This window comes from Pontibacter chinhatensis (genome assembly GCF_900113285.1).
Taxonomy (GTDB): Bacteria; Bacteroidota; Bacteroidia; order Cytophagales; family Hymenobacteraceae; genus Pontibacter; species Pontibacter chinhatensis.
In genome coordinates, this window is record NZ_FOOT01000001.1 from 864,164 (window position 1) to 877,899 (window position 13,736).

General features: G+C 55.4%; 11 protein-coding genes. 4 read left to right on the plus strand and 7 right to left on the minus strand.

Going from position 1 to position 13,736, the window contains the following annotated elements; all coding sequences use genetic code 11:
* Positions 1-45: 45 nt before the first annotated feature.
* The 5 genes from BM040_RS03600 to yjjX are packed head-to-tail and all read right to left on the minus strand — an operon-like array spanning position 46 to position 4,313.
* Positions 46-1,236 (minus strand): NRAMP family divalent metal transporter, encoded by a 1,191-nt coding sequence (locus BM040_RS03600; protein WP_092099085.1) that lies wholly within the window; start codon positions 1,234-1,236, stop codon positions 46-48.
* Positions 1,237-1,242: 6 nt separating this feature from the next.
* Positions 1,243-2,004 carry a LamB/YcsF family protein gene (locus BM040_RS03605; protein WP_092099087.1) on the minus strand — a complete coding sequence of 254 codons (762 nt, stop codon included), beginning with the start codon at positions 2,002-2,004 and terminating at the stop codon, positions 1,243-1,245.
* Positions 2,001-3,014, minus strand: a complete 1,014-nt coding sequence (locus tag BM040_RS03610) for a 5-oxoprolinase subunit C family protein (RefSeq protein ID WP_092099089.1) — start codon at positions 3,012-3,014, stop codon at positions 2,001-2,003. The genes BM040_RS03605 and BM040_RS03610 overlap by 4 nt, the downstream gene beginning before the upstream one ends.
* Positions 3,005-3,739, minus strand: coding sequence for a 5-oxoprolinase subunit PxpB (pxpB, locus tag BM040_RS03615; protein ID WP_092099091.1), 735 nt, complete (start codon positions 3,737-3,739; stop codon positions 3,005-3,007). Before pxpB ends, BM040_RS03610 begins: the two co-directional genes overlap by 10 nt.
* 19 nt (positions 3,740-3,758) lie before the next feature.
* Positions 3,759-4,313 (minus strand): inosine/xanthosine triphosphatase, encoded by a 555-nt coding sequence (gene yjjX, locus BM040_RS03620; protein ID WP_092099093.1) that lies wholly within the window; start codon positions 4,311-4,313, stop codon positions 3,759-3,761.
* A gap of 277 nt (positions 4,314-4,590) precedes the next feature.
* Between yjjX and BM040_RS03625 the strand changes: the two genes are divergently transcribed.
* Positions 4,591-7,182 carry a M1 family metallopeptidase gene (locus BM040_RS03625; RefSeq protein ID WP_092099095.1) on the plus strand — a complete coding sequence of 864 codons (2,592 nt, stop codon included), beginning with the start codon at positions 4,591-4,593 and terminating at the stop codon, positions 7,180-7,182.
* A gap of 446 nt (positions 7,183-7,628) precedes the next feature.
* On the opposite strand, the gene BM040_RS03630 is transcribed toward BM040_RS03625, so the two are convergent.
* Together BM040_RS03630 and BM040_RS03635 are read right to left on the minus strand one after the other, a co-directional pair.
* Positions 7,629-9,332 (minus strand): pyruvate dehydrogenase complex dihydrolipoamide acetyltransferase, encoded by a 1,704-nt coding sequence (locus BM040_RS03630; protein ID WP_092099096.1) that lies wholly within the window; start codon positions 9,330-9,332, stop codon positions 7,629-7,631.
* 206 nt (positions 9,333-9,538) lie between these two features.
* Positions 9,539-10,168, minus strand: a complete 630-nt coding sequence (locus BM040_RS03635; protein WP_092099098.1) for a histidine phosphatase family protein — start codon at positions 10,166-10,168, stop codon at positions 9,539-9,541.
* A gap of 53 nt (positions 10,169-10,221) precedes the next feature.
* Here BM040_RS03635 and BM040_RS03640 point away from each other — a divergent pair, with 53 nt between their 5' ends.
* From BM040_RS03640 to menD, 3 genes are all read left to right on the plus strand, one after another.
* Complete coding sequence (locus tag BM040_RS03640; RefSeq protein ID WP_092099099.1) at positions 10,222-10,641, plus strand: hotdog fold thioesterase; 420 nt, start codon at positions 10,222-10,224, stop codon at positions 10,639-10,641.
* Positions 10,642-10,669: 28 nt separating this feature from the next.
* Complete coding sequence (locus tag BM040_RS03645; protein ID WP_245756085.1) at positions 10,670-11,860, plus strand: chorismate-binding protein; 1,191 nt, start codon at positions 10,670-10,672, stop codon at positions 11,858-11,860.
* 142 nt (positions 11,861-12,002) lie between these two features.
* A complete protein-coding gene (menD, locus tag BM040_RS03650; protein ID WP_092099101.1) occupies positions 12,003-13,706 on the plus strand; it encodes a 2-succinyl-5-enolpyruvyl-6-hydroxy-3-cyclohexene-1-carboxylic-acid synthase in 1,704 nt (567 codons plus the stop codon).
* The last annotated feature ends 30 nt before the right edge of the window (positions 13,707-13,736 follow it).

The window sequence follows — 13,736 nt, forward strand, 5'->3', positions numbered from 1 at the left end:
GGGTGTTCGTTGTTCGTTACTTGAATTAGATAAAATCTAGAACCACTAATAACTAAACAACTTAGGCAGTTGCTGTAGCAAAGTATATCCACTGAGAAAGGCCATCACCAGCACCACCAGCACCCCAAAAACAGCAAGCAGCGGCGGGTGGCGGTAGGTACCCATAATGCCGGGTTTGTAGGCAGCCACAAGTATAATTGCCAGGGTAAGCGGCAGAATGAGTCCGTTGAGGGCACCGGCCAGTATAAGCAGGCGCACAGGCTGGCCGATAGTGACAAAAATAGCCGTGGATACAAGTATAAATCCGATGATGACCCAATTCTCGTACTTGCGGATAGAGCTGCTAAACGACTTGATAAAGGACACCGAGGTATAGGCAGAGCCAACAATAGAAGTCACCGCCGCTGAAAGCATCACCACGCCAAATAGTTTATAGCCCACCTCCCCTGCGGCCAGCTGGAAAACGGAAGCAGGCGGATTAGCTGCATCCAGCACCAACCCTTTGCTTACCACCCCAAAGGCAGCCAGGAAAAGTAAAATACGGATAACAGAGGCTACTCCAATTCCCATCACGGCGCTGGTGTTTACCTGCTGTAGCGACTCCTTCCCCTTTATACCGGCATCCAGCAGGCGGTGGCCCCCGGCAAAGGTGATGTAACCACCCACAGTGCCTCCAACCAGCGTTACAATCGCCAGCATGTCCACCTCATCGGGTAGGAAAGTCTTGGTAACAGCCTCTCCTAGGGGCGGCTCCGAAATAATGGCTACATAAACGATAAGCAGAATCATCAGAAAGCCCATGACTTGCGCAAAACGGTCCATCACTTTACCGGCTTCACGTACCAGGAACACCGCCACGGCCATGGCAGCGGCAAGTATAGCGCCGGTTTCGGGAGAGATGCCAAGCAGCACGTTGAAGCCGAGCCCGGCGCCGCCCACGTTGCCGATGTTAAAAGCAAGCCCACCCAGCACAATCAGAAAAGAGATGAACGCGCCCAGTCCCGGCAGTACCAGATTGGCAATGTCCTGCGCCCGCCGCTCCGACACGGCAATCACCCGCCACACGTTCAGCTGCACGCCAATATCCAATATAACAGAGACCAGTATCACAAAGCCAAAGCTGGCCGCCAGTTGCTGCGTAAAAACGGTGGTCTGCGTCAGGAAGCCGGGACCAACGGCAGAGGTCGCCATCAGGAAAGCTGCCCCCAGCAGCACGCTCCGGTTCTTCTGCGTCATACTTGCTTAGAGAGCTTTTATGAGGATTCCTTCGGAAACGAGGCGTTCATGGTTGAGGCGGGCAAAGGGCAGTGCGTGGGGGCCGTCGCCGTGGATGCAGATGGTATCGGCTTTTATACTTACCTCCGCTCCCTGCTGCGACTGCACCTTGCCTTCTTTTACCATGCGCAGCACCTGCCGGATGGCCTGCTCCGGATTGGTGATGAGCGCATCTGACTGACGGCGAGGTGTAAGCGTACCATCAGCCTGGTAAGTGCGGTCGGCGAAAACCTCACTGGCGGTCCTCAGGCCATACTTCTCCCCTGCCTTTACAAGTTCGCTGCCAGCCAGGCCGTAAAGTATAAGTTGCTCATCCAGCCTGGCTACTGCCTCGGCAATGGCTTCGGCCAGCGTGGCATTGGCGGCAGCCATATTATACAGCGCGCCGTGCGGCTTTACGTGGTGCAGCGCGGCACCTTCTGCTTTGGCAAAGCCCATCAGCGCCCCTGCCTGGTACACCACCATGTCGTATACTTCCTCGGCCGACACTGCCATCTCTCTCCTGCCAAAGCCCACCAAATCGGGCAGGCCCGGATGTGCGCCGATGGCCACACCTTTCTCCAGCGCCAGGCGCACGGTCTTTTTCATGGTAGCCGGGTCGCCGGCATGGAAGCCGCAGGCAATGTTGGCTGAGCTGACATAGGTGAGCAGCTCGCTGTCGTTGCCCATGTGCCAGGTCCCGAAGCTCTCGCCCATGTCGCAGTTCAGGTCTACGGTAAGTTGGCTCATACTTGATTTAGCTTGTTGTGTATCGCCTGCTGCAGGGCAAGCATGGTTTTTTCCTGCTGATAATAGCAGTGCTGCGCCTGTTCCAGGCTTACTTCCTCAAACTGAATGGTACCGCCTGGCTGCACCTGCGCCAGTTTAGGCAAATCGGCTGTAATAATCTGTGCAATTCGGGGATAGCCGCCGGTGGTTTGGCTGTCAGCCATGAGGATAATCGGGTCGCCGTGTGGCGGCACCTGCACCGTACCGAACGTGACTGCCGTGGAGAGCAGCTCCCGCTTCTCCTCCAGCGCCAGCGCAGTGCCCTGCACCTGGTAGCCCATCCGGTCGGACTGCGCGGTAAGTTTATACTTTTGCTGCCAGATGTATTCCCGGCTGTTTTCCGAGAACCAACTATACTCCAGCCCGGGCATAGCGCGCAGCACCGGGTTTGGTTCATACCTGGGTAAAAGCTCCGGCTCGGGCCACCAGCTGGCCTCGGTAAAGGATGTCTCCTTTTTGGCCTGCATCAGGAGCGCGCTCAGGACTAATTTATTCGTCTCAGAGGTCTCGCCAAAGTATAAAGTGTCGTCCTTTTGTAGCGCTCTTCCTTCCAGGCCACCCATGCCCGCGCGCAGGTAAGTCGAGCAGCTGCCCATCACCTGCGGGACCTTTATACTTCCGGCCACGGCCAGGTAGGCATAGTTACCATAGGTGGGTTTGCCAAAGCGAAGTATACTTCCGGCTTTCACCAGCACCGGCCGCCACAGCCGTATTGGCTCGCCATTTATACTTGCAGACAGGTCAGCTCCGGCCAGGGCAATGACCTGGTCCTGCTCAAACCGAAGCGCCGGCCCTTGCATGGCCAGCTCCAGCGCGGCCGCGTTCTCGTGGTTGCCCACCAACAGGTTGGCGATGCGCAGCGCAATCTTGTCCATGGCGCCGCCCACTACCACGCCCTGGCGCTGGTGTCCAAAACGCCCAAAATCCTGCACTGTCGTAAGCAAGCCAGGCTTCAGAACCGTTAGCCCCATGCCCGCGCCTCCTTTCCAGACAGGTACTCCGCCTCGGTTATGGGCACAAAGCGCACTTTATCCCCGGCCTGTAACAGGCTCGGCTCTTGCCGGGAAGGGTCGAAAAGCCTGAGCGGGGTGCGCCCAATCAGCTGCCAGCCGCCGGGAGTGCTGATGGAATATACTCCGGTTTGCGCACCGGCAATGCCCACGCTGCCGGCTGGTATACTTCCCCGAGGCTTAGCTTTTCGGGGGGCGGCAATTCGGGCATCCATGCCACCTAAGTAAGGGAAGCCGGGTGCAAAACCAATCATATATACCTGGTAGCTGCCCTGGCTATGGATGCGGATAACCTCCCCCGTACTTAACCCAGCATACTCCGCCACTTCCTGCAAGTCCGGGCCAAACGTGCCTCCGTACACCACCGGAATCTCCACCACCCGCGAAGGCACTACAGCCGCAACAGCCGCCTGCTCCACCAGTATCTCCAGATGCCGCACCACCTCGCTATAGGCATCCACTGTGCCCTGTTGGCTCAATTCCCAGGGGTCATAATACACCGTGAGTGTGGTAAAAGCCGGTACAAAATCAACCAGCCCGCGAAATGGCTGCAGCTCCAGCAGATGCGTCACCGCAAGGATACGCGCATGGATGGCAAGGTTGATTTCCTCCCCGAACTGCAACACCACAGCGCTATCGCCGAGGGGAGACAGAAACAAGGAGGGAAGTGGAGCGGCTTGCGGCATAGCGTTTTTATACTTGCTGCTAGGGTTGCGGGTTGAGGTAAAGTTCTTTGTTGCGAAGCGGCACCAGCGCCAGCACCACCGCCTGCTCATACAGCTCGCGCCTGTCCACCACGTTATGGGTCAGGATGCCGATGGCGCCGCCTTTCTGCTTGGAGTTGGAGTGGCTGAAGATGCGGTCGTTGGCTACACCCAGTTCCACCCCCTGCTCCACCAGCTCGCGTACTTGCTGCGGCAGGAAAAAGGTACCCGACCGCGCCTTGCCCAGCTGCTCTTTGTCCTGCACCACCACCCAGGCAAAGGTGGCAAGCTCACCGCCAATCACTTCCACGCCACCCTCAATTCCAATCCACAGTTCCGCCTCAGGATGCACTTCCCTGGCATTGGCCACGCGGTTAAGCGCACCATGCAGCGTCTCCTGCTCCGTCATGGGCTGGTCGGCTACGCCAGAGGGCACATTTACCGACTCAGGCATAAATTCAGCCTCCGGAAACATCCGCTGCAGCCCATCCAGCGCCGCATTAATTTTAACCGGGTTTTTAGAGGCAATGATGACTTTATATGTTTTGTGTTCCATATCAGTTTTAAAGTATAAGTTTTATGCTTGACGCGCCCCTAAGAGCTGCGCTCGCTAGCTCAAAACCTGCGTTTTGGCAATTCCAGAGGAGGGGAATTTATACTTTAGTTTATACTTCCTAATCTTGAATTTGATGAACCCACCCCTAACCCCTCCAAGGAGGGGAATTCATACTTCTATAACTTTCTAACCTTCTAACTTTCTAACTCCTAAACTCTCTAAATCTCTAACTCCCAAACTCCCCAACTCTCCCTCTCTCTAAGTATATTTGAAAAGTATGAAAAAGAGAAACAGAAACCTACTCCTAGCAAGTATAGCCCTGCTCAGCGCTGGCACGCTGGCTTCCTGCAGCAAGCAACTGGCCACCACAGAAATCCTACCTGTGGAAACCGGCGTGTCTAAACAGCTAGCCGATTACCGCAAGCAGGTGCTCAGCCACATCGCCTACGACATTGCGTTGCAGATTCCGCCCCAGAAACAGCAACCTATCCTTGGCTCTGAGACCATCACCTTCCGTCTCTCCGACAACAGCCAGCCGCTGCAGCTTGACTTTAAGGAGCAGTCCGAGAAGCTCAAACAAGTATGGCTGAACGGCAAACAACTGGAGGCCAGGCTGGACAATGAGCACATCCTCCTGCCTGCCAGCGGGCTGAAAGTTGGGGAGAATGAAGTGAAACTGGAGTTCATCGCCGGGGATATGTCGCTCAACCGCAATGAGGAATACCTGTATACCTTGCTGGTGCCCGACCGCGCCCGTACCGTGCTGCCTGTTTTCGACCAGCCCAACCTGAAGGCTACCTTTACCCTTCGCCTTACGTTGCCCAAAGACTGGAATGCACTGGCTAATGGCGCCTTAGTCGACTCCACCCTGGCTGAAAACAGCAAAAGCTATACATTCGCCACGTCGGACACCATTCCGACTTACCTGTTCTCATTTGCAGCGGGCAAATTCAAGCACGTGCAGCGCGACATGAGTGGCACCGCCATGCACTTCTACCACCGCGAAACGGACGAGGCCAAAATCCGCGAAAGTATAAACCCCATCTTCCAGCTCCACAGCGACGCGCTCAAATTTATGGAGGCGTATACCCAAATCCCTTACCCTTTCCAGAAGTTTGATTTTGTGGCGATACCGGATTTCCAGTACGGCGGCATGGAGCACGTGGGCGCGATACAGTACAAAGCCTCTACCCTGTTCCTGGACGAAACAGCCACCAAAGACGAAAAAATCGCCCGCTCCAACCTCATCGCCCACGAAACGGCCCACATGTGGTTTGGCGACCTGGTGACAATGCAGTGGTTTAACGACGTGTGGATGAAGGAGGTGTTTGCCAATTTTATGGCCGACAAGGTGACGCAGGTGGCGCTGCAGAACACCAACTACGACATGAAGTTTTTGGTGGACCACTTCCCCGCCGCCTACAGCATCGACCGCACCACCGGGGCCAATCCCATCCGCCAGCCGCTTGATAACCTGCAGGATGCGGGCTCCCTTTACGGCAGCATCATCTACCACAAAGCCCCTATTATGATGCGCCAACTCGAGCGTCTGATGGGCGAGGAAGAACTGCGAAAAGGGCTGCAGGAATACCTTAAAGCTTACGCCTACCGCAACGCCACCTGGCCCGACCTGATTCAAATTCTCGATGCCCGAACGCCGGTAGACCTGGCGCAGTGGAACCAGGTATGGGTGAACGAGCCAGGTCGCCCGGTGTTTACGCATGAATTGAAAACCAGTAACGGCAAAATTGAGCAGTTGCGAGTATCACAGCGAGGCGAGGATGGCTCTGAGAGAGTATGGCCGCAGTATTTTGAAATTGCCTTGGTGTACTCTGACCGGCTGGAAGAAATGACCGTGGACATGACCAAGGCCGAAATAATAGTAGAGCAGGCTGTTGGCAAGGAAATACCGCAGTTTATACTTTTCAACTCCACGGGGCAGGGCTACGGTGTGTTTCCGGTGGAGGAGGCAATGCTGCAGCGGCTGTATACCTTGCAAGACCCGGTGCAGCGCGCCTCAGCCTACATCAACCTGTACGAAAACATGCTCAACGGCCGCGGCCTGACACCGGCGCAGCTCCTCAGCTTCTATCAAATAGGCCTGACGCAGGAACAGGAGGAGCTCAACATTAAACTCATGACAGGTCAGTTGAGTGATATGTACTGGGTTTACCTCTCTCCAGCACAGCGCCAGCAGTTGGCGGCGCAGCTGGAGCAAAACGTTTGGCAGGCACTGCAGCAGCATCAGGCCCCGAACGTAAAGAAACTTCTCTTTAAAACCTACCAAAGTATAGCCCTTAGCAAGGAAGCACAGGACAAGCTATACCAGGTATGGCAAAAACAACAGCCGCCAGCAGGTGTAAAACTGAATGAAGACGATTATACGTCGCTGGCACTTGCCCTGGCCGTCAGAGATTATCCAAATCAAACTATACTGCAGGAGCAGCTTACCCTCATCCAAAACCCGGACCGCAAAAAAAGGCTGGAGTTCATGATGCCGGCGCTCTCATCAGACGTGCAGGTGCGGGATGCCTTCTTCGCCTCTTTAAAGAACGCTGAAAACCGGGAGAAAGAGGCTTGGGTGGCCTCAGCCCTTGGGTACCTCCACCACCCGCTGCGCGCCCAAACCTCAGAGAAGTACCTGCCGCAAAGCCTGGAGCTACTGGCCGAGATTCAGCGTACGGGCGACATTTTCTTCCCTTTTAACTGGCTGCGCGCCACGTTCGGCTCTTACCAGACCACCACAGCCGCTCAGACAGTGCAGGATTTCCTGGAAGCAAACCCGAACTATAACCCAAAACTAAAAGCCAAAATCCTGCAGGCTTCTGATGATTTGTTCCGGGCAGAGAAGCTGGTGCAGCAGGAGTAGAGGCTTTGATGAGGCTAGTTTTCAACAGGTGCAAGTATAGTTAGAAGTATAAAAACCTCGCTCGCTTCCGGCGAGTGTGCGCTTTAAGGTGACGTCCCTCCACCTCACGCACAAGTAGTGTTTGACAACAAGTATAAAGTATAGCCAGAAGTATAAAACTCAAGTTGCGATTTAAGTTGGCCGAAAGGTATAAACCCACCCCCGCCCCTCCTCGGAGGGGCGGGGGTGGGTTTATCGCAACTGGGGTTATAAACTATAACCTGAGGCGGCCGGAGGCCATGAGATAGCGCACACTCGCCGCAGGAGAGCGAGGGCAATAGTCACCCAGGCGTAAATTCTAACTAGGGTTTCAAGCCCCTCAAACGTTTAGACGCTCCAAGTACCCTTAAAAAAGAAAAGCCCTTCCGTTTCTGGAAGGGCTTTTTTATACCTTATACTTCGTGTGGTTACACCAGGATTCTCACCGGGTTTTCCAGCAGGTTCTTGAAGGTCTGCAGGAAGGCAGAACCAACAGCGCCGTCCACTACGCGGTGGTCGCAAGACAGGGTCACTTTCATCACGTTGCCGATTTGAATGTTGCCGTTCTTCACCACTGGCGTCTGCTTGATAGCGCCTACTGCCATGATGCACGCATCTGGTGGGTTGATGATGGCCGTAAACTCCTCGATGCCGAACATGCCTAGGTTAGAGATGGTAAACGTGTTGCCTTCCCAGTCAGATGGCTGCAGTTTCTTGCTCTTAGCCTTGCCGCCCAGGTCTTTTACTTCCGCCGCAATAGCTGAAAGCGACTTGTAATCGGCGTTGCGCACCACAGGTACCAGCAGGCCTTCTTCTACCGCCACAGCCACACCAATGTTGATGTGCTTGTTGTAACGGATCTTATCGCCCAGCCAGGAAGAGTTCACCGCTGGGTGTTGACGCAGCGCCGCAGCAGCGGCCTTGATCACCAGGTCGTTGAAGGATACCTTTACCGGAGATACCTCGTTGATGCTGGCGCGGGCCTCCATGGCCTTGTCCATATCAATTTCCATGGTCAGGTAGAAGTGCGGTGCAGAGAACTTGCTCTCCGCCAGACGACGGGCAATTACCTTGCGCATCTGCGACACGTTCACTTCTTCGTATGCCTCGGCCGGAGCGCCCGGGATAGCAGCCGGAGCTGGAGCCGCTGGCTTCGCCTGAGGTGCAGCAGCCTGTTGTGGTGCGGCAGATGGCGAGAAGTTCTCCACGTCGCGCAGCACGATACGGCCGCCTTCGCCAGAACCTTTGATTTGCGCCAGGTTGTAGCCTTTCTCTTTCGCTACGCGCTTGGCCAGCGGAGAAGCTTTCACACGGCCGTTGTCAGAGGCAACTTCCTGCACTTCCGCGCCTTGTGCCGGCACTGTTGTTCCCGTTGCTTTCTCTGAGGTAGTGGCTTCCACGCTTGCCTGAATAGCCTCATCCGTTTGAGCGTTCTCCTCACGCTCCTGTTTGCCGGAAGTGGAAGAAGCGCCGCTCAGCAGGGCTTTGTAATCAGCGCCTTCCTCGCCAATAATCGCAATGATGGCATCGATTGGAACAGCGTCGCCTTCGTTAACGCCAATGTATAGCAGGGTTCCGTCCTCATACGACTCCAGCTCCATGGTAGCCTTGTCGGTCTCCACTTCCGCCAGCACGTCGCCGGACTTCACTTTATCGCCTTGTTTTTTGAGCCAGCTCACCAGTACCCCCTCGGTCATGGTGTCGCTCATTTTTGGCATCCGGATAACAGAAGCCTTGATGTTGCTCGTATCGACAGCTTTCGCAGGGGCCTCCTCTTTAGCCGCAGCAGGCTTGGCTTCGGGTTTCGGCTCTTCCTTCGCCTCCGGCTTCGCTTCTTTGGCAGCCGGGGCGCCTCCGCCCTTCACCTCGTTCAGCAGGCCGGAGATATCCTCCCCTTCCTTGCCAATGATGGCGATCACGGCGTCAATCGGAACAGCGTCCCCTTTTTTGGGTCCGATGTACAGCAGTGTACCGTCCTCATAGGATTCCAGCTCCATAGTAGCTTTATCGGTCTCCACTTCAGCCAGGATATCGCCGGAGCTCACCTTATCGCCTTCTTTCTTCAGCCAAGATGCAATCACCCCCTCAGTCATCGTGTCGCTCATCTTGGGCATTCTTATAACTTCAGCCATAAATTTCGTGTTGTTTTATTCGCCCAATAGGTCTTGTATTATCCGCCCAAAATTAGATTTAAAAATATTCTATTCAAACTATGTTCGTACACAAAAGATAGCAACCCGCTAACAAAGGCCGCGGCAACCCCATTTTGTGTCCGCCTGAATCGAAACAGCAAGATACGTAATCAAGCTCAATTTCTAAAATTCAGGAAACTGCTGCCTCAGCTTTGCCCCGGCGCCTGCAGGTGTGCCACGTCGCAGTACTTCCTCACAGAGAACATGCTGCCGGTAAAGTCGAGCTGGTAAAGGCACAGGTTGCGGTGCTCGAACTCATCCATGCACCGCAGCGGGTACCGCAGCAGTTGGCACAGCAAGATACGCATGGCGCGCCCGTGCATGCAAATCAGGATGGTTTCCTCCTCGGGCCGGCTCAGCATCAAATCCACAAAGGGTTTTTGCCGCTCGTACACCAGCTCCGGGCTCTCCCCACCCTCAATGCACACGGCGGTATTGCCCTCGCACCAGGTTTGCAGGATGCTGTGATAGTAGGCGTCTTCTTCCGGGGTGATGCGCGTGCCCTCGCGGGTGCCCCAGTTAATCTCGTTCAGGCCGGCGTGCCGCTCGTGCGGGATGCCCAAATCAATGAATTTCTGAACGGATTGTATGCTGCGCTGCAGCGTGGAAGTATAAATCTTATCGAAGGGTATGTCCTTATACTTCTCGAAAAACAGGTCCGCCTGCCGCTGCCCCTCAGCATTCAATACGGAGTCCACGCCGCTTCCCTGTACAATGCTCTTGAGATTGAAGTCGGTTTGCCCGTGGCGGATGAGGTATATCTTCTTAATCAAAATTATTCTACTTTTGCCTACTTACTAAATCAGCGCGAATTTAGGCATCGCAGCTTATGGATAAAAATACAGATACGGTAGAGCGGGTAAAAGAGTGGTGCAAAAACACCATGATAGAGCACCTGGGCATCGAGATTACGGAGGTGGGCGACGACTTTTTGTGTGCCAGAATGCCTGTGGATCAGCGCACCCACCAGCCCATGGGCCTGCTGCACGGCGGAGCCTCGGTGGTGCTGGCCGAGTCGCTGGCCAGCATGGGAGCAGCCCTGAAGGTGGATTTAACAAAAAAGGCCTGCGTGGGTTTAGAGATAAACGCCAACCACCTGCGCAGCGCCCGCGAGGGCTGGGTGTATGGCAAAGCCACCCCAATTCATGTGGGGCGCAGCACCCAGGTATGGGAAACGAAAGTTACCAACGAGGCGGGCGAATTGGTTTGCATCAGCCGCATGACGGTGGCAGTGATAGACAAAAAATAAAATAGCGGCCATACTGGCCGGAGGAGATATGATGATGGGTGAACAAGCCCGAGACTTTACGTTAGAGCAGTTTTTTCAGGCGGCCATTGCCGGGCAAAAGGCAGTGGCCGTCTGGCGATTACCGAATACCCCCCACCTACAGGCCTGTGTGCAGTTGGGGCAACACTTTACTACCGGGCAACCACAGCTGGAAACCAGCCCCTTTGGTTTCTTCTTCTGCCCCTTCCAGGTTACCAAAGAGGAACCTAATCTTTTTATAAAGGCCGATTTATACTTTGATGGTGAGCGTGTGACCAGTGCCCCGGAGGTACCGCAGCAGCCGCTTCAGGCTTTCTATACTTTGTTGGATACTCCCCAACGTATAAATGCCTGGCATACGCCTGCCAGCGCGCAGCGCCACGCCTTCCAGACCGAGGAGGGCTTTGTGGGGGCTGTGCACCAGGCAGTGGAAGCGATACAGGCCGGGCAGATGGAAAAGGTGGTTTTGTCCCGAACGGACCAGGAAACCTTGCCTGACGGATTCTCTCCGGTAGCTGCCTTCCGGGCGATGACCGAGAAATACCCCAGGGCCTTTGTGTCGCTGGTGTCGGTGCCGGGCGTGGGTACGTGGATGGGCGCCACACCGGAGATACTGGTAAGTATAGACGAGCAGCAGGTGTTCCATACCATGGCGCTGGCCGGTACGCAACCCGCCGTGGAAAACGTGGCCGATGCCATCTGGCGGCAGAAGGAGATTGAGGAGCAGGCAATGGTGGAGCGCTACGTGCTGAGCTGCTTTAAGAAGCTGCGCCTGCGCGAGTATACCGAAGTAGGTCCCAGAACGATAATTGCCGGAGGGCTGATGCACCTGCGCACAGACTTTAAGGTAAACCTGCGGGAGGTGCATTTCCCTACCCTGGGCACCGACATGCTGGAGCTGCTGCATCCCACTTCTGCCATTTGTGGCCTACCCAAAGCTCCGGCCCTGCAGTTTATACTTGATCACGAAGGCTATAACCGTAGTTATTATAGTGGCTTTTTGGGCCCGGTCAACAGCCCTGCTGGCTCACACCTGTACGTGAACCTGCGCTGCATGCAGCTGCTGGCTCAGGAGGCCATCCTCTACGCCGGCGCCGGCGTCACCGAAGGCTCCGTCGCACAGAAAGAGTGGATTGAAACACAGCACAAAATGCAAACGATGCGGCAAGTACTTATTAATTTTGAAGGAGTGGATGAGTGATTGAGTGAATGACTTTGACATGGCAAAAAGTATGTTTGCATTCGTCTTCAGATGCACCTGAAAACATCTATGTTTTCCATTCATTCAACATAAAAAGTATAACCTTTCAACATTCACTCGCTCATTCACTAATTCACTCATTATGACCTTAGCGCCTGTTGTCAATATTGCTGAAATCTGTGCTCAGAAAGGGGTAGAAAATGTGGTGCTGTCGCCGGGCTCGCGCTGCGCCCCGATTACGATTGCCTTTGCCCGCCATGGCGGGTTTCAGGTGAAGACGGTGAGCGATGAGCGGGCCGCCGCCTTTATAGCCCTGGGCATGGCGCTGACGACAGGCAAGCCGACCGTGCTGGTGTGCACTTCCGGAACCGCTGCCCTCAATTACGCACCAGCCGTGGCAGAGGCTTTTTTCCAGCGGGTGCCGCTGCTCATCCTCAGCGCCGACCGCCCTCCCGAGTGGATAGACCAGCTTGACGGGCAGACGATACGGCAGCAAAATGTGTTTGGGCAGCACATCAAGCAGAGCTATACTTTCCCCGCGGATTTTTCGCACCCGGATGCTTCCTGGCACAGCGAGCGGATGGTGTCGGAGGCGCTGAACGAGGCCATAAACTTTCCGGCCGGGCCTGTGCACATCAACGTGCCTTTGCGTGAGCCTTTCTACCCCGCCCCTACCGAGGAGCTAAAGTATAACACGCAGGTGAAGGTGATTGCCGAGGAAGCCCAAGCCTACGAGCTAAGCGCGGCGCAGTCGCTGCGGTTGCAGGAGGAGATCCTCAAGTATAGGAAGGTGCTGGTGCTGGCCGGACAGGACCAAGAGCAAGAGGCACTGCTGAAAAGCCTGCATACTTTTACCGAATCTACCGGAGCTGTGGTCGTGGGCGACATCATCAGCAACATCCACCAGCTGCCGCAGGCCATCCGGCACCAGGACATTATTTTTGGCAACAACGACCAGGAGCAACTGGCCAAACTGCAGCCCGACCTGCTGATTTCCTTTGGCAAGTCCATCATCTCCAAGTCACTGAAAGTATACCTGCGCAAGTATAAGCCCAAGGCCCACTGGCATGTGCAGCCCGCCGGCCAGGTTGCCGACACGTTTCAGTCGCTGACAAAGATAGTGCGCTGCCTGCCGCAGAGCTTTTTTACAGCGCTGGCCGGCAGCACCCGGGCCGATGAGAAATTTGCCGCCGCCTGGGCCGCCGCCAACAGATCAGCCGGAAACTACCTGCAGAAGTATACACAAGGAGCGCCGTACAGCGAGCTTCCGGTGGTGGCACGCGTGCTGCAGCAACTTCCGCCGAACAGCAACCTGCACCTGGCCAACTCAATGTCTGTGCGCTACGCCAACATTGTGGGGCTGCAGGCAGCGCAGCAAGTGCAGGTGTACGCCAACCGGGGCACCAGCGGCATCGACGGCAGCACGAGCACCGCAGTGGGCTGCGCCCTTTCCAGCCCTGGCATCACTACGCTACTCACTGGCGATCTGGCCTTCTTCTACGACCGCAACGGACTCTGGCACAACTACCTGCCCTCCAACCTGCGTATCGTGCTGTTGAACAACCATGCCGGCGGCATTTTTAGGCTGATAGACGGGCCACGGCAGCAGCCGGAGCTGGAGCCATACTTTGAAACACGCCAGGAACTGAACGCTGAGAACACGGCCCGTGATTTTAATATGGGTTATACTTCAGTGCACTCGCTGGAAGAGCTGGAAAAAGCCTTACCGGCCTTCTTCTCGCCGGAAGCCGGTGCTGGCATCCTGGAGATTTTCACCGCAAGCAACGCCAATGCCACCGCTTTTGACGCCTACCGTACGGAAGGAAGAAAGCTGCGATTCAGATAAATTTAAAGTATAAATTCCCTGTATGGCGCC

Excerpts from the sequence above, each read along its gene's own strand:
- yjjX (WP_092099093.1), bottom strand. The coding sequence starts at position 4,313 with ATGGAACACAAAACATATAAAGTCATCATTGCCTCTAAAAACCCGGTT.
- menD (WP_092099101.1), top strand. The coding sequence starts at position 12,003 with ATGACCTTAGCGCCTGTTGTCAATATTGCTGAAATCTGTGCTCAGAAA.
- BM040_RS03600 (WP_092099085.1), bottom strand. The coding sequence starts at position 1,236 with ATGACGCAGAAGAACCGGAGCGTGCTGCTGGGGGCAGCTTTCCTGATG.
- BM040_RS03640 (WP_092099099.1), top strand. The coding sequence starts at position 10,222 with ATGGATAAAAATACAGATACGGTAGAGCGGGTAAAAGAGTGGTGCAAA.
- BM040_RS03610 (WP_092099089.1), bottom strand. The coding sequence starts at position 3,014 with ATGGGGCTAACGGTTCTGAAGCCTGGCTTGCTTACGACAGTGCAGGAT.
- BM040_RS03645 (WP_245756085.1), top strand. The coding sequence starts at position 10,670 with ATGATGATGGGTGAACAAGCCCGAGACTTTACGTTAGAGCAGTTTTTT.
- BM040_RS03605 (WP_092099087.1), bottom strand. The coding sequence starts at position 2,004 with ATGAGCCAACTTACCGTAGACCTGAACTGCGACATGGGCGAGAGCTTC.
- BM040_RS03625 (WP_092099095.1), top strand. The coding sequence starts at position 4,591 with ATGAAAAAGAGAAACAGAAACCTACTCCTAGCAAGTATAGCCCTGCTC.
- pxpB (WP_092099091.1), bottom strand. The coding sequence starts at position 3,739 with ATGCCGCAAGCCGCTCCACTTCCCTCCTTGTTTCTGTCTCCCCTCGGC.
- BM040_RS03630 (WP_092099096.1), bottom strand. The coding sequence starts at position 9,332 with ATGGCTGAAGTTATAAGAATGCCCAAGATGAGCGACACGATGACTGAG.